Origin of the sequence: Nocardia sp. NPDC059236 (assembly GCF_042754085.1) — a bacterium.
Taxonomy (GTDB): domain Bacteria; phylum Actinomycetota; class Actinomycetes; order Mycobacteriales; family Mycobacteriaceae; genus Nocardia.
This window is the reverse complement of sequence record NZ_JBHZAF010000001.1, coordinates 817,763-840,992: the sequence shown is the minus strand read 5'-3', so window position 1 is coordinate 840,992 and position 23,230 is coordinate 817,763. Positions and strand designations below refer to the sequence as shown.

The 23,230-nt window shown below is 69.6% G+C and carries 23 protein-coding genes; 10 read left to right on the top strand and 13 right to left on the bottom strand.

Annotation, left to right across the window (positions count from 1 at the left end; all coding sequences use genetic code 11):
- The first annotated feature begins 68 nt into the window (after positions 1 to 68).
- Positions 69 to 440, top strand: coding sequence for a limonene-1,2-epoxide hydrolase family protein (locus ACFXIV_RS04505; protein WP_379401983.1), 372 nt, complete (start codon positions 69 to 71; stop codon positions 438 to 440).
- 3 nt (positions 441 to 443) lie between these two features.
- Here ACFXIV_RS04505 and nagB read toward each other — a convergent pair whose 3' ends face one another.
- Genes nagB through ACFXIV_RS04480 form a run of 5 tightly spaced genes read right to left on the bottom strand, consistent with a single transcriptional unit; the run spans position 444 to position 5,565 of the window.
- A complete protein-coding gene (nagB, locus tag ACFXIV_RS04500; RefSeq protein ID WP_379401880.1) occupies positions 444 to 1,226 on the bottom strand; it encodes a glucosamine-6-phosphate deaminase in 783 nt (260 codons plus the stop codon).
- Positions 1,214 to 2,380 (bottom strand): N-acetylglucosamine-6-phosphate deacetylase, encoded by a 1,167-nt coding sequence (locus ACFXIV_RS04495; RefSeq protein WP_379401879.1) that lies wholly within the window; start codon positions 2,378 to 2,380, stop codon positions 1,214 to 1,216. The genes nagB and ACFXIV_RS04495 overlap by 13 nt, the downstream gene beginning before the upstream one ends.
- Positions 2,377 to 4,032, bottom strand: a complete 1,656-nt coding sequence (gene ptsP / locus ACFXIV_RS04490; protein ID WP_379401878.1) for a phosphoenolpyruvate--protein phosphotransferase — start codon at positions 4,030 to 4,032, stop codon at positions 2,377 to 2,379. The genes ACFXIV_RS04495 and ptsP overlap by 4 nt, the downstream gene beginning before the upstream one ends.
- Positions 4,022 to 4,285: an HPr family phosphocarrier protein gene (locus tag ACFXIV_RS04485; protein WP_364612775.1), complete on the bottom strand. Its 264-nt coding sequence runs from the start codon at positions 4,283 to 4,285 to the stop codon at positions 4,022 to 4,024. The genes ptsP and ACFXIV_RS04485 overlap by 11 nt, the downstream gene beginning before the upstream one ends.
- Positions 4,282 to 5,565 carry a PTS transporter subunit EIIC gene (locus ACFXIV_RS04480; protein ID WP_379387210.1) on the bottom strand — a complete coding sequence of 428 codons (1,284 nt, stop codon included), beginning with the start codon at positions 5,563 to 5,565 and terminating at the stop codon, positions 4,282 to 4,284. Before ACFXIV_RS04480 ends, ACFXIV_RS04485 begins: the two co-directional genes overlap by 4 nt.
- 123 nt (positions 5,566 to 5,688) lie before the next feature.
- On the opposite strand from ACFXIV_RS04480, the gene ACFXIV_RS04475 reads away from it, so the two are divergent.
- Positions 5,689 to 5,919: a glucose PTS transporter subunit EIIB gene (locus tag ACFXIV_RS04475; RefSeq protein WP_379387209.1), complete on the top strand. Its 231-nt coding sequence runs from the start codon at positions 5,689 to 5,691 to the stop codon at positions 5,917 to 5,919.
- A gap of 5 nt (positions 5,920 to 5,924) precedes the next feature.
- Positions 5,925 to 6,374, top strand: a complete 450-nt coding sequence (locus ACFXIV_RS04470) for a PTS glucose transporter subunit IIA (RefSeq protein WP_379401877.1) — start codon at positions 5,925 to 5,927, stop codon at positions 6,372 to 6,374.
- An 82-nt stretch (positions 6,375 to 6,456) separates the two neighbouring features.
- Here ACFXIV_RS04470 and ACFXIV_RS04465 read toward each other — a convergent pair whose 3' ends face one another.
- The gene (locus ACFXIV_RS04465; protein ID WP_357003337.1) at positions 6,457 to 7,155 is read right to left on the bottom strand and encodes a GntR family transcriptional regulator; all 699 of its coding nucleotides are present in this window, start codon (positions 7,153 to 7,155) and stop codon (positions 6,457 to 6,459) included.
- Between the two features lie 53 nt (positions 7,156 to 7,208).
- Entirely contained in the window at positions 7,209 to 7,559 is a 351-nt protein-coding gene (locus ACFXIV_RS04460) for a hypothetical protein (RefSeq protein WP_379387206.1), read from the bottom strand.
- A 107-nt stretch (positions 7,560 to 7,666) separates the two neighbouring features.
- Here ACFXIV_RS04460 and ACFXIV_RS04455 point away from each other — a divergent pair, with 107 nt between their 5' ends.
- Positions 7,667 to 8,632, top strand: a complete 966-nt coding sequence (locus ACFXIV_RS04455; protein WP_379401875.1) for a quinone oxidoreductase family protein — start codon at positions 7,667 to 7,669, stop codon at positions 8,630 to 8,632.
- An 8-nt stretch (positions 8,633 to 8,640) separates the two neighbouring features.
- Here the strand turns inward: ACFXIV_RS04455 and ACFXIV_RS04450 are convergent, their stop codons facing one another.
- A complete protein-coding gene (locus tag ACFXIV_RS04450) occupies positions 8,641 to 8,841 on the bottom strand; it encodes a hypothetical protein (protein ID WP_379401874.1) in 201 nt (66 codons plus the stop codon).
- A gap of 139 nt (positions 8,842 to 8,980) precedes the next feature.
- Between ACFXIV_RS04450 and tnpB the strand changes: the two genes are divergently transcribed.
- Both tnpB and ACFXIV_RS04440 read left to right on the top strand, forming a co-directional pair.
- The gene (gene tnpB, locus ACFXIV_RS04445; RefSeq protein WP_379401873.1) at positions 8,981 to 10,783 is read left to right on the top strand and encodes an IS607 family element RNA-guided endonuclease TnpB; all 1,803 of its coding nucleotides are present in this window, start codon (positions 8,981 to 8,983) and stop codon (positions 10,781 to 10,783) included.
- A 215-nt stretch (positions 10,784 to 10,998) separates the two neighbouring features.
- Positions 10,999 to 12,381, top strand: coding sequence for a hypothetical protein (locus ACFXIV_RS04440; RefSeq protein ID WP_379401872.1), 1,383 nt, complete (start codon positions 10,999 to 11,001; stop codon positions 12,379 to 12,381).
- A 31-nt stretch (positions 12,382 to 12,412) separates the two neighbouring features.
- Here the strand turns inward: ACFXIV_RS04440 and ACFXIV_RS04435 are convergent, their stop codons facing one another.
- Positions 12,413 to 13,654, bottom strand: a complete 1,242-nt coding sequence (locus ACFXIV_RS04435) for a PQQ-binding-like beta-propeller repeat protein (protein WP_379401871.1) — start codon at positions 13,652 to 13,654, stop codon at positions 12,413 to 12,415.
- A gap of 123 nt (positions 13,655 to 13,777) precedes the next feature.
- On the opposite strand from ACFXIV_RS04435, the gene ACFXIV_RS04430 reads away from it, so the two are divergent.
- Positions 13,778 to 14,644 (top strand): alpha/beta fold hydrolase, encoded by an 867-nt coding sequence (locus tag ACFXIV_RS04430; protein WP_379401870.1) that lies wholly within the window; start codon positions 13,778 to 13,780, stop codon positions 14,642 to 14,644.
- 5 nt (positions 14,645 to 14,649) lie between these two features.
- On the opposite strand, the gene ACFXIV_RS04425 is transcribed toward ACFXIV_RS04430, so the two are convergent.
- Both ACFXIV_RS04425 and ACFXIV_RS04420 read right to left on the bottom strand, forming a co-directional pair.
- Complete coding sequence (locus ACFXIV_RS04425; protein ID WP_379401869.1) at positions 14,650 to 15,879, bottom strand: FAD-dependent monooxygenase; 1,230 nt, start codon at positions 15,877 to 15,879, stop codon at positions 14,650 to 14,652.
- 311 nt (positions 15,880 to 16,190) lie between these two features.
- Complete coding sequence (locus ACFXIV_RS04420) at positions 16,191 to 17,144, bottom strand: TauD/TfdA dioxygenase family protein (protein WP_379401868.1); 954 nt, start codon at positions 17,142 to 17,144, stop codon at positions 16,191 to 16,193.
- Between the two features lie 71 nt (positions 17,145 to 17,215).
- Between ACFXIV_RS04420 and ACFXIV_RS04415 the strand changes: the two genes are divergently transcribed.
- Complete coding sequence (locus ACFXIV_RS04415) at positions 17,216 to 17,812, top strand: helix-turn-helix domain-containing protein (protein ID WP_379401867.1); 597 nt, start codon at positions 17,216 to 17,218, stop codon at positions 17,810 to 17,812.
- Between the two features lie 33 nt (positions 17,813 to 17,845).
- Here the strand turns inward: ACFXIV_RS04415 and ACFXIV_RS04410 are convergent, their stop codons facing one another.
- Positions 17,846 to 18,487, bottom strand: a complete 642-nt coding sequence (locus tag ACFXIV_RS04410) for a dihydrofolate reductase family protein (RefSeq protein WP_379401866.1) — start codon at positions 18,485 to 18,487, stop codon at positions 17,846 to 17,848.
- 88 nt (positions 18,488 to 18,575) lie between these two features.
- Positions 18,576 to 19,562, bottom strand: coding sequence for a heme o synthase (locus ACFXIV_RS04405; protein ID WP_379401865.1), 987 nt, complete (start codon positions 19,560 to 19,562; stop codon positions 18,576 to 18,578).
- Between the two features lie 386 nt (positions 19,563 to 19,948).
- Between ACFXIV_RS04405 and tkt the strand changes: the two genes are divergently transcribed.
- Together tkt and tal are read left to right on the top strand one after the other, a co-directional pair.
- On the top strand, positions 19,949 to 22,093 hold the full coding sequence (tkt, locus tag ACFXIV_RS04400) for a transketolase (protein ID WP_379401864.1): 2,145 nt from the start codon (positions 19,949 to 19,951) through the stop codon (positions 22,091 to 22,093).
- 5 nt (positions 22,094 to 22,098) lie between these two features.
- Complete coding sequence (gene tal, locus ACFXIV_RS04395) at positions 22,099 to 23,229, top strand: transaldolase (protein WP_379401863.1); 1,131 nt, start codon at positions 22,099 to 22,101, stop codon at positions 23,227 to 23,229.
- Position 23,230: the final 1 nt, after the last annotated feature.

Genomic DNA, 23,230 nt, shown 5'->3' with positions numbered 1-23,230 from the left:
TTGACCCCTGCAGTTCAGGTCACCCGCACGAAAGGTCTCCCACCGCAGTGAGCATCGACCACACGACCCTGACCCCCGCCGAGGTCGTCACCGCGCTGTGCGCCGAATGGCGTACCGGCACACCGGAATCCATCGCCGAGTTCTTCACCGAGGACGCCGTCTACCACAACATTCCGATGCAGCCGTTCGTCGGCAAGGCCGCGATCCTGGAGTTCCTGCGCGGCTTCATCGGCGCGTTCGGCGGCATCGACTTCACCATCCACCACCAGGCCGTCACCGGCACTGTCGTGCTCAACGAGCGCACCGACCGATTCACCCTCGGCGACAACCACATCGAGTTGCCGGTGACCGGGGTGTTCGAGGTCCGCGACGGCCGGATCGCCGCCTGGCGCGACTACTTCGACATGGCCCCGTTCACCGCCATGCAGCAGGGCACGTAGGGTTCAGAAGCTCTGCCAGGAGGGCTTGTTCGCCACCGCGAACCGGTAGTAGTCGGCGGCCTTCAGGCGCGCCGCCGCGTCCGCGTCCACGATGACCGTGACGTGCGGGTGCATCTGCAGGATCGACGCCGGGCAGAACGCGGAGAGCGGGCCCTCCACCGCGGCGGCGACCGCCTCGGCCTTGCCCGCGCCGGTGGCGATCATGAGCAGATGGCCGGCGTCGCCGATGGTTCCGAGGCCCTGGGTGAGGACGTGGGTGGGCACCTGCGCCAGGTCGTCGTCGAAGAAGCGGGCATTGTCCTCGCGGGTCGCCGGGGTCAGGGTCTTGACCCGGGTGCGCGAGCGCAGCGAGGAGCCCGGCTCGTTGAAGCCGATGTGCCCGTTCGCGCCGATGCCCAGGATCTGCACGGCGATGGGCCCGCTCTCGGCGATGGCGCGTTCGTAGGCGGCCGCAGCCGCCGGGATGTCGGCGGCATTGCCGTCGGGGCTGTGGACGTCGGTGTCGGCGAAGTCGACGTGCGCGGTGAACTCGTCACGGATGAATCGCCGGTAGGACTGCGGATGTCCCGGCGGCAGGCCGATGTACTCGTCGAGCAGGAACGCCTGCACGCCCGCGAAACTGAGGCCCTCCTCGCGATACTGCCGGATGAGCTCCCGGTAGGCGCCCAGCGGTGAGGAGCCCGTGGCAAGCCCGATGGCGCGGGCGCCGCGGCGCACGTGGTCGGCCATGATGCGGCCGGCCAGCACACCGGCCTCGGCCGCGTTGTCGGTGATCACAAGTTCCATAGCGCTCCGTCCTTGTACACGGTCACGGGGTTGAGGTGGTGGTCGGCGACCAGGACGTCGGCGCGCATGCCCGGAGCCAGCGCGCCGATGTCGTCGGCCACGCCGAGCAGGCGGGCCGGGGTGGCGCACGCGGCGGTGGCCGCCGCGGTGAGCTCGACGCCCGCGTGGAAGACGGTGCGGCGCAGCACTTCCGCGGCGGTGGCGGTGCCGCCGGCGATGGCGCCCTCCCCGTCCGGGTCGTAGATGCGCGAGATGCCTTCCCGCACCACGACATCCAGGCTGCCGAGCTGGTAGCGCCCGTCGGGTTGCCCGGCCGCGGCCATGGCGTCGGTGATGAGGGCCAGATTGTCGGGGCCGATGGTGTCGAAGACCATGCGCACGGTGCCGTCGGCCAGGTGCACGCCGTCGCCGATGACCTCGGCCACCACATCCCCGCGTCCCGCCGCGGCCATGGCGGCGGTGAGGAAGTTGGCGTCGCGGTGCGCCAGCTCGGGCATGGCATTGAACAGGTGGGTGATGGACACCCGCCCGCCGCGGCGCATAGCGTGCACGGACTGCGCGTAGTCGGCGACGGTGTGTCCCAGGGAGAGAATCACATTCGCGTCGGCGAGCACGTCCGCGAGGGCGTCGAAGTTCGCCGTCTCCGGGGCCACGGTCACCGACACGACGCGGCCGCCCGCGTAGTCGAGGAGCCGCTCCAGCAACGCCGGATCACCGGCGATGATCCGATCGGGATCGTGGGCGCCGCGCCGATGCTCGCTGATGAACGGGCCTTCGAGGTGGATGCCCGCCAGCAGGCCGCCGTCGATGGCCTTGCCGAGCACGTCGATGCGGTCGCGCAGTTCGGCCTCGGTGGCGGAGACGAGGGAGGCGACCAGCGTGGTGGTGCCGCGGCGGCGATGGAAGTTCGCGGCAGCGGCCACGCCCTCGGGATCGGTTTCCGGGAAGCCGAATCCGCCGCCGCCGTGACAGTGCACGTCGATCAGCCCCGGCAGGATGATCCGCGGCTCGTCCGGCAGGTCCGGCAGGTCACCGCCGAATCCCGTTGCCGGGCCCACATAGTCGAGGCGTGCCCCGTCGAACGACACCACCCCGTCGGCGAGCTCGCCCGCCTCGGTGAGGGTGACGACCCGGCCGCGCAGGGTGGTCGTCACGTATCTCGCCCCAATGCCCGGCGCGCGGCCTGGTGCGCGTCGTCGGCGGTGCGGGCCGACAGCACCGCTGCCGCCGCCGCTCTGCACTGCTCCAGGGTGACCTCGCCGAGCTGGGCCCGGACGCCCGCGATCGAGCGGGGCGCCATGGACAGTGTCTCGACGCCGAGACCCACCAGCACACAGGCGAATTCGGGATTCGACGCGGATTCGCCGCAGACGCCGACCTTGACGCCGCGCTTGCGCGCCCCGGTCACCGTCATGGCGACGGTCGCGGCCAGCGCGGGCTGCCACGGATTGTGCAGCGCCGCCAGCGACGACGCCATGCGGTCCGCGCCGAACAGGTACTGCGACAGGTCGTTGGTGCCGATGGAGAAGAAGTCCACCTCCGCGCCGAGCTGCTCCGAACACAGTGCGGCGGCGGGGATTTCGACCATGATGCCGCAGGTGCCGATCCCGGCGTCGCGGGCCCGGGCGGCGAAGTACCCCGCCTCCTCCGCGGTGGCGACCATCGGCGCCATCACCTGTACCGGCGTGCCGGTCTGCCTGGCCGCGGTGTCGATGGCCGTGAGCTGGTCGAGCAGCGTCCCCTCATCGACAGTGCTCAATCGCAGACCGCGCACGCCCAGCGCCGGGTTCTCCTCATCCGGCAGGTCGAGGAACGGCAGCGGCTTGTCGGATCCGGCATCGAGGGTGCGGACCGTGACGGGCCGGTCGCCCATGACTCGGAAGATCTCGGCGTATTGCTCGGTCTGCTCGGCCACCGTCGGGGCCGACTTGCGGTCCAGGAACAGGAATTCGGTCCGGAACAGGCCGACACCCTCGGCGCCGAGTTCGACCGCCAGCCGCGCATCGGCCGCGGAGCCGACATTGGCCAGCAGCGGTACGGCCTGCCCGTCGGCGGTCCGGCCGGGACCGGTCGGCGCGGCCGCCTGCCGGGCGCGCAGCGCGAGCACTTCCTCGCGACGCGCCGCGGTCGGCTCGACCTCGACCACGCCGGCCGTGCCGTCGAGCACGACTTCGGTGTCCTCGGCGATCCCGGCCGCGTCCGGTGCGGCGACCACGGCCGGAATACCCAGCGCCTTGGCCAGAATGGCGGTGTGCGAGGTCGGCCCGCCCGCCACCGTGAGCAGCCCGATGACCCGCTCCGGGTCCAGCGTCGCGGTGTCGGCGGGCGCCAGATCCTGTGCGGCGAGCACGAAAGGCGTTGCACTGTCCGGTATCCCGGGCGGATCCACCCCGAGCAACTCGGCCACCACCCGCTGGCCCACATCGCGCAGATCCGAGGCCCGTTCGGCCATCATGCCGCCGAGCGCGGCCAGCTGCGCGCCGAAATGCGCCACCGCCTCGGTCACCGAGTGCGCGGTCGGCGTCCCGCCCCGGATCTCGGCGCGCACCTGATCCAGCAGTGCCGGATCCGCGGCCAGCGCCGAGGTCATGAACAAGATGTCCGCCGCCGGGCCCTGCGCGTCGAGGGCCTGGGCGGAATACCGGCCGGCGACCGTCTCGAAAGCGGCCTCCGCACGGGCGATTTCGGCCTCGACGTCACTCCCGGGCGCGTCGTCCCGGCTGGTGACCGGCGCGGGCGCCAGCCACTTCACCGATCCGACGGCGATCCCGGGAGCGGCGGCGACACCGCGCACCTCACGCGTCAAGATCTGTCTCCAGCATCGCGACCAGCGTATCGAGGGCCGCATCGGCGCCGTCCTCGGCGTGCAGGGTGACGGTGTCGCCCTGCTTGACGCCCAGGGTCATCACCTGCAGCAGGCTGTTGGCGGCGACGGGGTCCTTGTCGCCGACCGAGATCTGGACGGGGACACCGGCTTCCCCGGCGGCCTTGGCGAACAGAGCAGCAGGACGGGCGTGCAGTCCGGTCTCGGACGCGACTACGGCGGTGCGGGTGATCATGCTGCGATGTTCTCCTTCTCGAACTCGGACTCGTCCGGTTCCCGGCCGGGTGTCGGCAGGTTCCAGCGCTTGATGATGAAGCTGAAGGTGACGTAGTACAGGGCCGCGTAGCCGAGTCCGATCGGAATCAGCAGCAGCGGATGGGTGGCCTTGCCGAAGTTCAGCAGATAGTCGATGGCACCGGCGGAGAAGGTGAACCCGTCGTGGATCCCGAGCGCATTGGTGAGCGCCAGCGAGGTGCCGGTGAAGAAGGCGTGGATCACCAGCAGCGGCCAGGCCACGAAGATGAACGAGAACTCCAGCGGCTCGGTGATGCCGGTCAGGAACGCGGTCAGACCGGTGGACAGCATGATGCCGCCGATCATCTTGCGGTGCTCGGGGCGGGCGTGGCGCCAGATGGCGATGGCCGCGGCGGGCAGGCCGAACATCATGATCGGGAAGAAGCCGGTCATGAAGGTGCCGGCCGAGGGGTCACCGGCCAGGAAGCGCGGGATGTCGCCGTGCGCGCCGTGGTAGTCGCCGATGACGAACCAGACCACCGAGTTGATGATGTGGTGCAGGCCCAGCGGCAGCAGCATGCGGTTGGCGAAGCCGAAGATGCCGCCGCCCGCGACCGAGTTGTCGGCGACGGTGGTGCCCAGCCAGGTCAGCGCGGAGTTGAAGGCGGGGTAGATGAACGACATGAGCACGCCGATCACGACGGCCGCGCATGCGGTCAGGATCGGCACCAGCCGACGCCCGGAGAAGAAGCCCAGGTAGTCGGGCAGCTGCGTGCGGTGGAAGCGCTGCCACAGCGTGGCGGCGGTCAGGCCCATCACGATGCCGCCGAGGACGCCGAAGTTGACGAGCTGTGCGGCCGGGGCCTTTGCGACGTCCACGACCGGGCAGTTCCAGTGCGCCGCCCGGAACAGCCAGCCCAGGACCGGGCCGCAGCTGCCGTCCAGCACCACCGGCGACATGGCCTTGAGGACACCGGTGAAGGCGAGGTAGCCGACTACCGCCGCCAGCGCGGTGGAACCGTCGGCCTTCTTCGCCCAGCCGATGGCGATGCCGACCGCGAACAGCAGCGGCAGGTTGTCGATCAGGGTGCCGCCCGCACCGGCGAGTACGGCGGCGGCGGACCGCATCGGCGAGAACCGGCCGAGCATGTCGTCCTGTCCTAGCCGGAGCAACAGTCCGGCAGCGGGTAGCGTGGCGATCGGCAGCATCAAGCTGCGGCCGAGCTTCTGCAGTCCGGATAGATCGAGCTTCTTGCGGGAGCTCTCGACGGCATCGGCCATGGATGGTCCTCAGTCTGTGAATGGAGTCACGCGTACTGTTCACGATCAGCTAGCGTCACTGGTTATAACCAGACATATACTGGTTATAACCAGCTTTGTCTACTCGACACGCACGGAGGAAAAATGTCGAAAGTGGATCAGATCATCGCCGGACTGGGTGGCGCGGGCAACATCGTCGAGGTGGAGGGCTGCATCACCCGCCTGCGCTGCGAAGTGAAGGATGCGAACCTGGTCGACGAGAAGGCGCTGAAGGCCGCGGGCGCGCACGGCGTCGTCAAGATGGGTGACGCGGTTCAGGTCGTGGTCGGGCCGAGCGCCGACGCCCTGGCCGAAGACATCAACGACTTGATCTGACCGCCATGAGCACCGAGATTCTCGCGCCGCTCGACGGCCGCGCCATGCCCCTGTCCGAGGTCCCCGATCCGGTCTTCTCGGCCGAGATGGTGGGCGCGGGCGTGGCCATCGAACCCCTCGACACCGATGCCGCCACCACCGTGGTCGCCCCCGTCACCGGATCGCTCGTGAAGCTGCACCCGCACGCCGCGGTCATCGTCACCGACGACGGCACCGGCGTGCTGCTGCACGTCGGCATCGACACCGTCGGCAAGCCGGACCTCTTCGAGGTGAAGGCCGCCGAGGGCGATCGGGTCACCGCGGGTGATCCGCTGATCTCCTTCTCCCCCAACGCCGTTCGCCGCCTCGGCCTGAGCGCGGCCGTGCCGGTGGTGGTCATGGACAGCAGCCCGGGATCGGCGCGGAACGCGCTCACCGGCCCGGTCACCGCGGGCTCGCTGCTGTTCTCCATGTGAGAACGGAAGAACTCCGCCAGACCGGAAAAGAATTGAGCCGCTGCCCGATCGGGCGGCGGCTCATTCCTTGCCGGTAGGCCGGTCAGCTGTCCTCGGCCGAGACGGTCATGTAGACCTGGTACCGATCGGCCCGGTACCAGGACTGCGCGTGCTCCACGGCCCGGTCGCGCGAATACGAGATCCGGTCGAAAGCCAGTAGCGGCGAACCGGTTTCGGTGCCCAGCCAGCCCGCGTGCCGCTCGTCGGCGGCCACCGCGCGCACGCTCTGCTCGGCCCGGTCGATCGGGCAGTCGTACTCGCGGGAGAACAGCGCGTAGAGCGACTGCGTCAGTTCGTGATCCAGGAGTTCCGGCAGCAGATCGGCGCGGTACCAGCCGTCGTCGATGGACATGGGCAGCCCGTCGGCCAGCCGCAGCCGAACCAGGTGGTACGCCTTGGTATTCGCGGTCAGCCCCAGCGCCGTCGCCGAGGCCGGCGGCGGCACCGCATGATCGGTGTGCAGCACCACCGTGCTCGGGGTGCGGCCCAGCCGGCGCATGTCGTCGGTGAACGAGGCCATGTGCAGCCGGGAACGGGCCACCCGCTCGGCCACGAAGGTGCCCTTGCCGGGAACGCGCGTGATGACGCCTTCGGATTCGAGCTGACCCAGTACCTCGCGCACGGTCATGCGGCTGACCCGGTAGTCGTCGCACAACTGGCGTTCGCTGGGCAGCATTTCACCGGGACGCAGATTCGCGCACAGGGTGGTGAGCGCCGAACGCAGTTGCGCTTGCTTGGTCACGCGCCCTGACACGTCGATCCGGTCCTTTCCGCCCCCGCCGGCTGCGGGCGCGGTCACTTCTCGTTGCGCGCCTTGGGGAATCGCTTCTGGTGTGCGACCCAGCCTGCCATCTTGGCCCAGTGGCCCTTCGCCGGGGTGACCTTGGAGATGAGCTCGCGGTCCCACTCCTCGGTCTCGGACAGGCCGTTCACGGTCTCCACGAGGGACTTGGCGGCCGCCATCGACCCGACGACGCGGTCACCCAGGACGCCGTCGGCGCCGACCAGGGTGATGCGGACGCCGACGCGGCCGATGGGCTGCAGCACCGCGGTCGCGGAACCGCCGTGCTCGGCGACGAATCCCTTCACGGAATCCACGACGGACGGCGACAGCTTCTCGGATGCCGGGGCGGTGGTAGCGCTCATGCGCTGCAGTTTACCCACGGGTAATTCAGCGTCCATGAACCGCCGCACATCTCACACTCCGTGAGCCGCCGCGCACCGCGTGGCCGCGGCGATGTAAGACTGATTCCATGCGCGCCATCCAGGTTTCCGAGCACGGCGGTCCCGAAGTCCTGCGGTACGTGGAGGTGCCGGACCCGCAGGCCGGGCCCGGTCAGTTGCTGGTGCGGACGCAGGCGAGCGGAATCAACTTCATCGACACCTACATTCGGACCGGGCGGTACCCGCAGGCGGTGCCCTACATTCCGGGATCCGAGGGCAGCGGTGTGGTCACCGCGGTCGGGCCCGACGTCACCGAGTTCCGGGTCGGGGATCGGGTGGCATGGGCGGCCGCGCCGGCCAGTTACGCCGAGCAGGTGGTCGTGCCTGCGGCCGTGGCGATTCCGGTGCCGGACGGCGTGGATGCGCCGGTGGCGGCGTCGGCGCTGTTGCAGGGTATGACGGCGCACTATCTGATCGAGTCGATCTACAAGCCCGAGCCGGGCGCGAGCGTGCTGGTGCATGCCGGAGCCGGTGGTGTCGGGCTGATCCTGACGCAGCTGCTGGCGGCGCGCGGGGTCCGGGTGATCACCACGGTGTCGACCGACGACAAGGAGAAGCTGTCGCGGGACGCCGGGGCGGCCGAGGTGCTGCGCTATGACGAGGACATCGCGGCGCGGGCGCGGGAGCTGACCGACGGGGCGGGCGTCGCCGCGACCTACGACGGCGTGGGCGCCTCCACCTTCGAGTCCAGCCTGGCCGCCACCCGGATTCGCGGCATGGTGGCGCTGTTCGGCGCGGCCAGCGGGCCGGTGCCGCCGTTCGATCTACAGCGGCTCAATCCACTGGGCTCGCTGTTCGTGACCCGTCCGACGCTGGCGCACTACACCCGGGATCGGGCCGAATTGCTGTGGCGCGCAGGCGACATCATGAACGCCATCGCCGACGGCACGCTGCACATCCGGGTCGGCGGCAGCTATCCGCTGGCGCAGGCCGGGCAGGCACACCGGGATCTGGAGGGACGCCGGACCACCGGTTCGATCGTGTTGGTGCCCTGAGGTTTTCGTCAGTCGAGATCGCGGCCGGTGAGGCCGCGATAGACGAATCGGGTGAGGGCGTTCACGGCCTGCTCGTCGGTGAGCGCCAGGCCACCCTCCTCCACCGCCTGCAACAGGCCGGTGGCCGCCATGACCATCATCGCTAGGCTGGCGTCGGCGGAGCCAGGTAGGCGCAGGCCGGGGGCGAAACCGTCGAGGTGATGGACCACCGGGAGAATCTCGAGCCCTCTGGCAGTCTGTGTCGTTTGGTGTTGTTCGATGCCGTTTCCTATGTGAATTTGTGAATGTCATTGGCGTGTCCTCTGTTTGGGTTACCGTGTCGCGGCCAGTTTGCCTAACCTCGAACACGTGAGCGAATCCGGGTCCGCGCCTATGCCGTCCAGTGGGACTGCGGGGACGACGGTGTCGGCCTACCGCTTCGTATTGGAGCCGACGTTCGACCAAGAGGAGGCGTTGCGGTCGCATTGTGGCGCAGCACGTTTCGCCTACAACTGGGGCATTCGCAAGGTTCTCGCCAATTGGAACCAGCGCCGCGCGGAGGCCTCCTACGGCATCCCCGACGACGAGTTGACTCCGTGGATCGACCTGTCTGCTTATGGTTTGCGCAGGGCTTGGAACGCGGAGCAGGAGCGTGTCGCGCCGTGGTGGCGTGAGAACAGCAAGGAAGCCTACGCATCCGGGCTGGCGCAGCTGGCCGACGCGTTCGCAAACCACCGCAAGTCCAAGCGGGGCACCCGATCCGGGCCGCCGATGGGCTTGCCCCGTCACAAGAAGAAGCATGCGCGGCAATCGTTTACCGTCACCACCGGCTCCTACGGTCTCGACGACGGGTACCGTCGCGTGAAGATTCCCCGTATTGGGTCCGTCCGCACCGGCGAATCGACCCGGAAACTGGGGCTGCGCTTGGCGAACGAGACCGCGCGGCTGGGGTCGATGACGATCTCGTACTCCAGGGGACGCTGGTGGGTGTCGTTCACCGTGCGTCTGGTGCACTCCGACCGGCAACCGGTCCACCCCGATGCCCGGGTCGGAGTGGACTTGGGGCTGAAGTGCCTTGCAGTTACCTCACAGGAGGTGCCCGGTGTTACCGATGCAGAGGGCAGGGTCGCGAATTCGCGGCACTATCAGCGAGCGCAACGGCACCGATGTCGCCTGGCCCGCGCGTGTGCCCGTCGCCGCGGGCCCGACCATCAGCGCGGGGTGGCGCCGTCGAAGCGGTGGCTGAAGGCCAACGCCAAAGCTGCCCGGCTCGAACATCGGGTTGCGGCGATGCGTCGCGACGGTGTGCACAAACTCACGACCGCGCTGGCCTCCCGTTGCGGGGTCGTCGTCGTGGAAGACCTCAATGTGGCTGGCATGCTGAAGAATCGGCGTCTTGCCAAGCACATCGCCGACGCTGGGTTCGGTGAGCTGCGGCGCCAGCTGGGCTATAAGACCCGCCGCCACGGCGGCACACTGGTGGTGGCGGATCGGTTCTATCCCAGTTCCAAGACCTGCTCGTCGTGTGGGTTCGTGAAAGCCAAACTGACCCTGTCCGAGCGGATATTCGTCTGCGGTCGATGCGGACTCGTGCTCGATCGTGATCTCAACGCCGCCAGAAACCTGGCGAAGTTGGCGTCCACGCAGAGTTGCGGCGGGACGGTAAACATGCCCGATGGAAACCGTGTCAGACCCGGCTCGCCGGGCAGTGGTACCGCCACGGGAAGACCCGAAACCGCGGTTGCGGGCCAACCCTGCCTGAGCAATCAGGCAGGTCACGGGACACGACAATCCGTGAACGGCACCCACCAGCTCGATATCAGCTACCGGGAGACCGGCGACGACGCGGCGGGGCTCCGGGCCGGTGACCGCGCCCCCGACGCACCTCTGATCGATGCCAACGGAAAGACCGTTCGGCTGTTCGACCTGTTCCGCGGTCCCCACGCCACGCTGTTGCTGTTCGGACCGGACACGACGGCCGATCGGGCCGGATCCCCCGCGGCGGAGCTGCGGACCGTGCGCCTGGTCCGGGCGGAATCCGCCTCCGGCAAGGGTGAATTCACCGACGCCGCGGGGGACGCGCAGCGGGCCTACGATGCGGCCGACGGCAGCTGGGTGCTCGTCCGCCCCGACGGATATGTCGGATCCCGTAGCACGCCTACCGAGCGGTAACTGCCGGAGTTCGCATGCCGGGCGTATCGGGGCGAAAGCCCCTGGGATCCCGAGTCCCGGGCCGACCGTGCAGAATGATCATGCTGCCGCGCAAGACGATTCGCTGAGACCGTACATTTTCGGCCACACGAGGGTGCCGCGACCCCGTAAGGTGGTCGCGGCGAGGGTTCGGGCGGCCGGCAGGTAGAGGCGCATCGGTCAGAGGTGGTTCTGGGATGTTGGTGAAGGTCCGTAACGACGATCCGTCGCGGCTGTCGAGCACCGAACGCACCGTGGTGAACTGGCTCAAATCCTGGAGCGGGCCGCACGCCGTGCCCGGTATCGCGGTCGTGCAGTGCCAGGACGCCGATGTGGTGGTGTGGACGCCGCAGACCTGTGTGGTGGTCGGCGTGCACGGGTTCACCGAGCGGGTGACCGGGACCCTGGCGTGCGCGCAGGATCAGCCGTGGACCGTGGACGGCAAGCCCGCACCCATCGACGGGGACGCCGATCCGCTGGAGCGGGTGCGCCGCCAGACCGTGGACCTCGCCGGGCAATTGCGCTCCGCACCGGGACGCGAGCATGTACCGGTCAGCGGGCTGGTGCTGCTGGTGCCGCAGCTGGGCAGTCGCGTGAAGCTGGAGAAGGGCGCGCTGCCCGCCGGTATCGACGTGCTGATCGGCGACGGGCCGTCGTCGCTGCGGGCCTATTTCACCACGCTGGCCGAGGGCGCCCCGGCGTCGTGGGATGCGGGACAGGTCGGGCAGGCGCTGGGGTCGCTCGGGTTCGCCGCCGCCGCAACCTATTCCGATCTGGTGTCGGAGGGATTCCCGGTGCCGGACTCGGCACGCGACGCTCCCCTGCCGTTCGCGAACCGGCCGACCGAGGTGATGGTGCCGTCGGTCCCGTCGGTGCCCGTCCATTTCGGCGAGGGCACGGGCGGGAGCGGCCCGGCCGAGCCGGGACCCGCTGCCGAATCTGCGAGCGGCGGTGATCGTCCTGTCGTACAGCAGGATCCGGCGCGCCGCAGCGGAGGCAGTGCCGCCGCGGCCGCGTTCGCGGGTGCCACCTCGGCGACCGCGGCCGAGCGGGCCTACCGCGCGCTGGCGGGCAGGTCCGAGCCGAAGGCGCCGAGCCGGGGCACGCCACCGCCTCCGACACCGATCCCGGGCGCGGCCCCGGCCGGGCGGCCGACGCAGCCCGCGCCGACCCAGCCCCTGCCCGCGCCGCCCGGTGCGCCGCAGTTCGGGCAACCGCCGCAGCCGCGTCAACCCGCGCCGCCGGGTTTCGGGCCGGGCCCCCAGTCCTGGCCGCAGCCCGGTCCTTCCGGTCCGTCGCAGGAGCGCGAGCGGTTCCCGTTGTGGAACGAGCGGCAGGCCACGAGCGGGACCGGGAAGAAGCGGCGCAAGGATCTGCCGATCATCGGCGGCCTGGTGCTGGCGGTGATCATCCTGGTCGTCGCCATCGCCTGCACGGGCCGGACCACGTCGTCGCCCAGCAAACAGCAGTCGCCGCACTCCACGGTCGTCCAGGCGACCACCTCGACGCACTCGGTGGACCCGACGCTGCCGTCGACGACCATCGCGCCCGCCTGTTTCCCGTTGCAGCCCTGCAACTGACCACTCCCCCGCGCCGGAATCCGGTGCGGGGCTAGGGAAGCCGGAAGGTCTCCACGCCGGCCGTGGTGCCGAGGATGAGCACGCCGCTCCCGACCGCGGGGGTGGCGAAGTGCGGAACCGGCCCGGTTCCGTACTGGGCGAGCACCTTTCCGGTGGCCGGGTCGAGGGCGTAGAGCGTGCCGGCGTGCCAATCGGTCGCCCAGACGCGCCCGGCGGCGACCACCGGCGGGCCGTTCGCGGGAGCGTTGGTGCGCCACAGCACTGTGGCAGCGCCCGCGGCGGTCACGCGAATCGCCATGGTGCCGTTGGCACACGGCAGGTAGGCCACATCACCCGCGACCGCGGCCGGGCCGAAGGCGCGGCACCCGGTGAAAGCCGGTGCGGCCGAGGAGATTCCGCCCAGGTGCGCGGGATCGAGAACGTAGCCGTCGCCGGATTTCCCGGCCATGACCAGGCGGCCCTGGACCAGCACCGGGTTCATGCTGCCCAGATCGTGGTCGGCGGCATTGTCCTGGGCCCAGCCCGCGGGGGCGAAGAAGTCGGTCCGGCGCAGGTCGGGGGTCAGGGCGATGACCGAGTCGGTGTCGTCGTAGGCGTCTCCCGGTTCGGCGTCGCCATTGCCGACCGAGTAGTACAGGAGCCCATCGGCTTCGGCCGCCGCGCCGGGCGCCCAGATGCCGCCCCGGCCGCTCGTCGAGCCCCGGTACCACTCGACCGCGCTGGTCGAAACATCCACGGCGGCAACCGCTCCCGTATAAGTGCCGCAGTCGCCGTAGTTACCGCCGAAGGCAGCGTAGACCCGGCCGCCGCGCACCGTCAGGGCGGGACGTTGCAGCGTGGCGGGCGGATCGCTGAACGGCGGGTCGACGGGAACGCGGAGGGTGACCGCGCCGGTGCCGGAATCGAGGCCGTAGAGGGTCTTGCGTGCGCCCGCGGATTCGGCGACGACGTAAAGGCGGTGTGTCGCATCGTCGTACGCCGGCCGGCCGGTGATGCCGACCGGGTCGATGTCACCGCACGGGAGGTCCGAGCCCGCGACCGGGTCGGCGAGGTGGGTGCGCCACCGGACGTCGCCGTTGGCGATCGCGTAGACCGAATCGTTCTCGGTGGCGGCGAAGACCGTGTCTCCTGCCACGATCGGCTGACCGTAGACGGCGCCGTCGAGGGTCATGGTGGTGCCCGCCGGGGGTGCGGTGATCGCCGGGGGCTTCGTGGCCGAACCGCCACACGCGGTCGCCGACAGGAGCACTCCGCAGAGCCCGAGCGCTGTCATCGTGTTCCGAATTCCGTGCGCCATCATCACCGCTCATTCGTCGGCCCGGCTGTACTCCGCCATCGTGACACACCGTCGCGGAGCCACCGATGAATTCCGCCACGCGGTACCGTCCCTACCGATATGACCGAACACATCCTCGAAACACCCGAAGCCGATCTCGCCTACGACCTGCTGGGACCCGCGCCGTCCGCGAGCGCGCACCGGCCGCTCATGATGATCGGCCAGCCCATGACCGCCGACGGATTCGCCACGCTGGCTTCGTATTTCCCGGAGCGGACCGTGATCACCTACGACCCGCGCGGGCTCGGCCGCAGCGTCCGCAAGGACGGGCGCACCGACAATTCGCCGACCGTCCAGGCCGAGGATGTGCACGCGCTGATCACCGCGCTCGGCGTGGGCCCGGTCGACCTGTTCGCCAGCAGTGGCGGCGCGGTCACCGCGCTGGCCCTGGTCACCGCACATCCGGACGATGTGGCCACACTGGTGGCGCACGAGCCGCCGATGATCCCGGTGCTGCCCGACGCGGCGGCCGCCGAGCGCGCCCGCGCCGCGGTCCGCGACGCCTACCAGGCCAAGGGATCCTTCGCGGGCATGGCGGCGTTCATCGCCTGGACCTCGTGGCAGGGCGAGCTCACCGACGCCTACTTCGCCCAGCCGCCGGCCGATCCGGCCATGTTCGGCATGCCCACCATCGACGACGGCACCCGCGACGACCCGCTGCTGTCGGAAGCCTCCTGGGCGGTGACCGACTATGCCCCCGATGTCGCGGCGCTGCAGGCGGCGAGCACGCGGGTGCTGATCGCCGTGGGCGAGGAGTCCAAGGGCGTCTTCACCGGCCGCACCGCCGAGGCCACCGCGGCCATCCTGGGCAGCAGCCCGGTCGTGTTCCCCAGTCACCACGGCGGATTCACCGGTCCCGACGGCGGCTACCCGGGGCAGCCGGAGGCCTTCGCCGACCGACTGCGCGAGGTCCTCGACGAGAGCTGACGAGCTCAGGCATAGTCCGGTAGCGGATATTCGCCCTGCTTGCCGATCAGATGGGTGAGCAGGGCGCGCACCGGGCGCAACGGTGCCCACACCAGCACCCGCATCAGGATCTGCATGATCGCGACGCCGCGGCGGGTTTCGGGATGGCGGAGCCGCACCGATTTCTCGGTGCCCTTCTGCACCTCGGTCACCAGCGGCCGCAGGATCTGCTCGTATCGCTCGAAGGCCCGCTCGAAATCCGCAGGCGCGCTGAGGAGTTCACCCGCGAGCAGGTACGCGCCGATCAGTGCGAGCGCGGTGCCCATACCGGTCATCGGCGATCCGCAGTAGGCGGCGTCGCCGAGCAGCACCACCCGGCCCTGCGACCAGCGCGGCATCCGGACCCGGGCCACCTCGTCGAAGTAGAAGTCGGGCGCCGCGGGCATGGCGTCCAGAATCGCCGGAATCACCCAGCCGTGACCGGTCAGCCGTTCGCGAATCAGGTGCTGCTGCATCGTGATATCCCCGCGCAGGGCGGGATCGGCGGGTACCCGGGTGGAGAAGATGGCCATCGAGGTCGCCGGATCCGGATCGGGCCGCAGTGCGACCATGCTGCCCGGCACGGGCAGCAACCCGACCCAACCGGTTTCCAGACCGGTGCCCGGCGGCGTCCGAATGGTGAAGAAGGCGATGTAGGCCCCGAGATACTCGGAGTACCGCTCCTCCGGGCCGAACACCCGTTCCCGCAGGGCCGAATGCAGTCCGTCCGCGCCGATCACCGCATCGAACTCGTCCGTCGCGCCGGAGGCGAACCGGACCTTCACCCCGTCGCCGTCCTGCTCCAGCTCCTCGACCCATTCCCCGTACCGATAGTCGAGTACCTCGGATTCCGCAGGCAGACCGGCGATCTCGTCGAGCAGCACCTGATTGAGCTCGCCGCGGGCGATCTCGATATCGGCGACGGGCCCCTCGCCGCCGAACATCTCCGCCGGCATCCGGGACCGCTGCCGGCCCGCCTCGTCGACGAACACCATCCCCCGCTCGTCGAGCTGCCGCTTGCGGATCCCGGGCATCAGCCCCATCCGCTCGGCCACCTTGCGGCTGGGCCCGCGCAGGTCGACGGCCTGCCCACCCGGGCGCGGGACCGGCGCCCGCTCCACGACGGTGACGGCCGTCCCGCCCCGCAACAGCTGCAACGCGACCGCGTTCCCCGCGATCCCGCCGCCACACACCAGAATTCGAACCGGCCGAGACATGCCGAACCCTCCCTCGTAATTCGGTGAAGCCGACGTTCCAGGAGTCGAGCCAAGTCAGTGTTCCAGCGAATTCCGAATCGGATCAATCGATTATCCGCCGCTCCCCTCGCCACACCGGCGCCGGCCACCCCTCGGGCGTGCCTGTCTCCGCAGAGCTGCTACCGAGCTTCGGGCGACTCCCAGTGCCCAGGGCCAGGTGGGATGGTCGACGCGAAAAGCGAAGCGCTGCTATCGGTTACATGCCCAGCGAATCGTCCGGGAGGCCATCCGTACGGTCGCCCGTCGCACCCTCCGGCGGGCGACCTCGGCGGTCAGCGGCTGGGGCGTGGGCCGATGATGGAGGCGCGCTCCATGATCCGCACCTGCGGCCAGTAGTCGCTGGCGGCGTAGTGCTGGACGGCACGGTTGTCCCAGAAGGCGACCGTGTGGGGCTCCCAGTGCAGGCGGACCTGGTGTTCGGGGGCGTCGGCGGTGCGGCACAGGCGATCGATGAGGGCGCGGCTCTCGTCGAGGTCGAGGCCGTGGATGTGGTCGGCGAAAACGCGGTTGACGTAGAGGTGTTTGCGACCGGTGACCGCGTGTGTGCTGACCACGGGGTGGCGGACCGCCGGATGCTCCGCGCGCATCTTCTCCCGCTGTTCGTCGTTGAGCGTGTGGCCGAAGGCGCGAGTGAAATCGTGGACGGCGTCGAGGGTTTCGATGCGTGCGCGGGTCTCGGCGTCGAGTGCGTCGTAGGCGGCGTACATGTCGGCGAACAGGGTGTCGCCGCCGATCGCGGGAACCGAGATCGCGTGCAGGACAGCGCCCATCGAGGGCTGCTCGCGCCAGGTGACGTCGTGATGCCAGGCATTCTCGAATCCGCTGACCTGAGCGCTCTTCTCGAAGCGGACGAGCTCGGGGCAGCTGGTGTTGGAGGGGATGAAGGGGTGGACCTCGAGCTCGCCGAAGCGGCGCGCGAAGGCCACGTGCTGCTGCGGGGTGAGCGGCTGGTCACGGAAGAACAGCACCTTGTACTCGTGCAGCGCCCGCCGCACCTCGGCGATCACCGCGTCCGGTTGCTCGCGGGTCAGATCGACGCCGGAGATCTCGGCGCCCAGCGTGGCACCCACCGGGCGGGCGTCGAAACTCTGCCAGCGCAGCCCGGCCAGCCGGTCGCGTTCGGCGGCGAGGTGGGTGAACGGGCCCGACCACACCGGATATCCAGGGAGCTGAACGGTCCGGGGCGCGAAATCGGCGGCGGGGTCTTTGTCGGCGATCACAGTCATGACGGTCTTCCTTCGCTGATCGAATGGACTGTAGTCAATTGACTACACCTGATGTGCGCTACTGTAGTCGCATGACTACACCCGCCGCAAGGACTTCCTCGGACGAAGGCGGACCGCTCGGGCGCGACGCCGTCGTCTCGGCCGTGCTCACCCACGCCGCCGACCTGTTCGCCGAGCGCGGCCCGGCCGCGACCTCCATCCGCGATATCGCCGACCGGGCCGGGGTCAACCACGGATTGGTCTTCCGCCACCTCGGGGCCAAGGACAAAGTGGTGACGGCCGTGCTCGATCACCTGGCCGCCGAAACCGCGGCACTGGCCGCGGCGGGCGCGCTCTCACCGGACGACCCGCGCCTGCGCCGGCACTGGAGTGTGCTGGCCCGTGCGATCCTCGACGGCTACCCGGTCGGGCAGATGCAGAGCCGGTTCCCGGTCATCGAATCCCTGATCGATCAGGCTCGGACGCAGCACGCCGACGACCGGGACGCCGCCATGGCCGTCGCGAATGTGGCCGCGTTCATGCTCGGCTGGCAGCTGTTCGAACCGTTCCTGCGCAATGCCGCCGGACTCGACGACATGCCGACCGAGCAACTGCGACGAGCCGTCGGCACCGAGGCGGCGGCGATCCTGCGCGGTCCGCTCCCCCGCCCCGGCACCGCGAGTGAATGAGCCGGTGCGCGAACAGGCCCTGCGCGCCCGCGCCTATTGCCTGGTGAACCAGAGGTGGGTGACGGCCCTGGTACTGATCAGGTCCGACAGGCGGTAACCGGGCAGGGTGCCGAGGTCCTGGAACAGCCGTTCGCCGGACCCGAGCAGGATCGGGACCTGCACCACGTGCAGTTCGTCGATCAGGCCCGCCGCCAGGAACTGGCGGATGGTGCCCGCGCCGCCGCCCAGGCGGACATCCTGACCTCCGGCCGCCTCGCAAGCCTGCTTCAGGACGGCTTCGGGGGTGTCGGAGACGAAGTGGAAGGTGGTGCCGCCCTGCATCGGAAGCGCAGGGCGGGGGTGATGGGTCATGACGAAGGTGTCGTGGTGATACGGCGGGTTGTCGCCCCACCAGCCGGTCCAGGAGTGGTCGGGCCAGTCACCGCGGATCGGGCCGAACATGTTGCGGCCCATGATGGTGGCCCCGATACCGCGGTCTCCCGCGGCGAGGAGATCGTTGTCGGCGCCGAGGTCGCCGCCGCTCTCGCCGATCATCTCGCGGCCGTATCGGGTCCGGAAGACCCAGTCGTGCAGGCGTTCTCCGCCGATCCCCAGCGGGGCGTCGGGGCCCTGCTCGGGTCCGGCGGCGAAACCGTCCAGGGAGACGGCGAAATTGTGGACGCGAAGTTTCGGCATGACGCGGTCCTCTCGGGTGAGTGGGCGGCGGTTCCGCCCCTACCCTGTCATCGAACGGCCGGGAGCCGGATCGACACGCGCGTCGGGATCAGCCGAAGAGGGTGTGGCCGATGGTGTGCCAGCCGAGCACCGAGTCGACGGCAAGACCGCAGAACACGACGGCCAGATAGTTGTTGGACTGCAGGAACAGTCGCAGGGGCTTGACCGATTCGCCCTTGCGCACACCGGAGTACAGCTGGTGGGCCATGAGCAGGAACCAGGCGCCGGCCACCAGCGCGACGGCGGCGTAGATCACACCGGCGGCGGGGACCAGGGCGAGGGTGGCCAGGACGGTCAGCCAGGTGTAGATGACGATCTGCTTGGTGACCGTCTGCTCGGTGGCGACGACCGGGAGCATCGGCACGCCCGCGGCCTTGTAGTCCTCCTTGTACCGCATGGCGAGCGCCCAGGTGTGCGGCGGCGTCCAGAAGAAGATCACCAGGAACAGCACGATGGCGGGCCAGCCGATGTTTCCGGTCGCCGCGGACCAGCCGACCAGCGCGGGCATGCAGCCGGCGGCCCCGCCCCACACCACGTTCTGCGAGGTCCGGCGCTTGAGGCCGAGGGTGTAGACGAAGACGTAGAACAGGATGGTCGCCACGACCAGCGCGCCCGAGAGCAGATTGGCCTGCCACCACAGCCAGGCGAAGGAGGCCAGGCCGAGGGTGACGCCGAAGACGAAGGCATTGCGGGTGGGTACGGCCTCGCGGGCCAGCGGACGCTTGGAGGTCCGCTTCATCACCTTGTCGATATCGGCGTCGGCGACGCAGTTGAGGGTGTTGGCGCTGGCCGCGCCCATCCAGCCGCCGAACAGGGTGACCAGGATGAGCCGGATGTCGACGTGGCCGCGGTCGGCCAGCAGCATGGTGGGAATCGTTGCGACGAGCAGCAATTCGATGACCCGGGGCTTGGTCAGCGCGATGTAGGCGAGCACCCGCCTGGCCGCCGCCGACAGCGGGCCGCTGCCCGTGACACGGTCGGCGAGCACCGCCCCGGAGGAGCCGTGAGCGCCACCCGGCTGTTGCCCAATCCCCACTGTTTCTCCTCGCACGCCGTGCATTATCCGATCCGGTCTGGAACTAGCAGCGCGCTCTGCCGATCTCCAGACACAGCCCAGTGCGGCGCGGCCACTACTACAGAGCATGGTAGACCCACGGCGACCATGCTCCCGACCAGGTCCACCCCGGCGCGGCCCGAGACCGGTTCGCGATGCGTACACCGGGCAGTCACGAACAGGTCCGGGAAACGCCACGAACCAGAGACGCGGCGGGCAGTGATTGCGGGTTCCCGTATGACCACGAAACGCCGCCCTTTAGGGTGGTTGTAGATCGGTGCGGCCGCGTCGCACCCGGATCGAACGCAGCGAATCCCCCGCCGCCCACAACCGCATCGTTTGACGAGAAGGTCAGGAGAACCTCGGTCGTGTCAGTCACAGACGACATCCGCGCGCTCACTCAGCCGAACCACCCCACCGACTGGACCGATCTGGATACCAGAGCCGTCGATACGGCGCGGGTCCTCGCCGCCGATGCGGTCCAGAACACCGGCAACGGCCATCCGGGCACCGCGATGAGCCTGGCCCCGCTGGCCTACACGCTGTTCCAGCGTGTGATGCGGCTGGATCCCAGTGATCCGGCCTGGGCGGGCCGCGACCGTTTCGTGCTCTCCTGCGGTCACTCCAGCCTCACCCTGTACATCCAGCTGTACCTGGCGGGCATGGGTCTCGAGCTGACCGACCTCGAGCACCTGCGCAAGTGGGGTTCGCTGACCCCGGGTCACCCGGAGTACCGCCACACCGACCACGTCGAGATCACCACCGGCCCGCTGGGCCAGGGCCTGGCGTCGGCGGTCGGCATGGCGATGGCGGCGCGGCGCGAGCGCGGGCTGTTCGATCCCGAAGCGGCACAGGGCAAGTCGCCGTTCGACCACTTCATCTACGTGGTGGCCTCCGACGGTGACATGGAGGAGGGCGTCACCTCCGAGGCGTCCTCGCTGGCGGGCACCCAGCAGCTGGGCAACCTGATCGTCTTCTACGACGACAACAGGATCTCCATCGAGGACGACACCCGCATCGCCTTCACCGAGGACACCGCCGCGCGCTACCGCGCCTACGGCTGGCACGTGCAGACCGTCGAGGGCGGCGAGGACGTGACCGGCATCGAGGCGGCCATCGCCGCGGCGCAGGCCGTGACCGACAAGCCGTCGATCATTCTGCTGCGCACCATCATCGGCTACCCGGCCCCGAACAAGATGAACACCGGCTCCTCGCACGGCGCCGCGCTGGGCGCCGACGAGGTCGCGGCCACCAAGAAGATCCTGGGCTTCGACCCGGAGAAGAGCTTCGACGTGGACGGCGCGGTCATCGCGCACTCGCGCGGCAATGTCGCCGACCGCGCCAAGGCCGTGCGTGCCGTCTGGCAGGAGCAGTACGACGCCTGGGCCGCCGCCAACCCGGAGAACAAGGCGCTGTTCGACCGCCTGCAGGAGCGTCGTCTGCCCGAGGGCTGGGCCGAGACCCTGCCGACCTACGAGGCGGACCCGAAGGGCATGGCCACCCGCAAGGCTTCCGGCAAGGTGCTCGCCGCGCTGGCGCCGGTGCTGCCGGAGCTGTGGGGCGGCTCGGCCGACCTGGCCGAGTCCAACAACACCACCATGCCGGGTGTGCCGTCGTTCGGCCCGGAGTCCATCTCCACCGGTGCGTGGAAGGCCAACCCGTACGGCCGCACCCTGCATTTCGGTGTGCGTGAGCACGCGATGGGCTCGATCCTGAACGGCATCGCGCTGCACGGACCGACCCGTCCGTACGGTGGCACCTTCCTGGTGTTCTCCGACTACATGCGCCCGGCCGTGCGCCTGGGCGCGCTCATGCGCACCCCGGTCACCTACGTGTGGACCCACGACTCCATCGGCCTCGGCGAGGACGGCCCGACCCACCAGCCGATCGAGCACCTCGCCGCGCTGCGCGCCATCCCGGGCCTGAACGTGGTCCGCCCCGGCGACGCCAACGAGACCACCTACGCCTGGCGCACCATCCTGGAACGCGATAGCGCCGAACGGCATTCGCACTTCCTGGTCTCCGAGCCGCCGCACCAGGACGGCCCGTCCGCGCTGGCCCTGACCCGCCAGGACCTGCCGATCCAGGAGGGCACCAGCTACGAGGGCGTCCGCAAGGGCGGCTACATCCTGGCCGAATCCTCCACCGCCGCACCGCAGGTAATCCTGATCGCCACCGGTTCGGAACTGCAGCTCGCCGTCGAGGCGCGCGCTACGCTCGAGGCACAGGGCGTCGGCACCCGCGTGGTGTCCATGCCGTGTGTGGAGTGGTTCGACGCGCAGGAGCAGTCCTACCGCGACGAGGTCCTCCCGCCATCGGTGCGGGCCCGCGTCTCGGTGGAGGCCGGTATCGCGATGCCGTGGCACCGTTTCACCGGTGACGCCGGTGAGAACGTGTCCATCGAGCACTTCGGTGCCTCGGCCGACTACAAGACGTTGTTCCGCGAGTTCGGCATCACCGCCGATGCCGTCGTCGCCGCTGCCACCCGCTCGCTTGCCAAGGTGAAGGGATAGTCCTCATGACCCAGAACGCGAACACCGCGGCCCTGTCGGCCGCCGGGGTTTCGGTGTGGCTGGACGACCTGTCGCGTGATCGCATCAAGTCCGGAAACCTCCAGGGCCTGATCGACTCTCGCAATGTCGTCGGTGTCACCACCAACCCGACCATTTTCCAGGGCGCGCTCTCCAAGGGCCACGCCTACGACGAGCAGGTCTCCGAGCTCGCTGCCCGCGGGGCCGATGTGGATTCGGCCATCCGCACCATCACCACCGATGATGTGCGGGCCGCCTGCGACGTGTTCGCCGAGGTCTTCGCCGCGAGCAACGGCGTCGACGGCCGGGTTTCGATCGAGGTCGACCCGCGCCTGGCCTTCGACACCGACAGCACGGTGGCCCAGGCCATCGAGCTGTGGAAGATCGTGGACCGGCCCAACCTGTTCATCAAGATTCCTGCCACCGAGGCCGGTCTCCCGGCCATCACCCGGGTGATCTCCGAGGGCATCAGCGTGAACGTGACGCTGATCTTCTCGGTGCAGCGCTACATCTCGGTGATGGGCGCCTACCTCGACGGTCTGCGCAATGCCGCGACCGCCGGGCACGACATCGCCAAGATCCAGTCGGTCGCCTCGTTCTTCGTCTCCCGCGTGGACACCGAGATCGACAAGCGTCTGGAAGCCATCGGCACCCCGGAGGCGCTGGCGTTGCGCGGCAAGGCCGGAATCGCCAACGCGCAGTTGGCCTATGCGGCCTACCAGGATGTGTTCGACGGCGGCAAGCACACCGACGTCTACGCGAAGCTGGCGTCGGCGGGCGGCAACAAGCAGCGCGCGCTGTGGGCGTCGACCGGTGTGAAGAACCCGGAATACCCGGACACCATGTACGTCACCGACCTGGTCGCCCCCGACACGGTGAACACGCTCCCGGAGAAGACCCTCGAGGCGGTCGCCGACCACGCCGAGATCGCGCCGAACGCGGCCGTCGGCAAGGCGGCCGAGGCGCAGGCGATCTTCGATCAGCTGGTCGCGGTCGGTGTCGACCTGGACGACGTGTTCGGTGTGCTCGAGACCGAGGGCGTCGACAAGTTCGTCGCCTCCTGGCAGGAACTGCTCGCGGCCACCACCGAAAAACTGCAGGTCGCGGGAGGAAACTGAC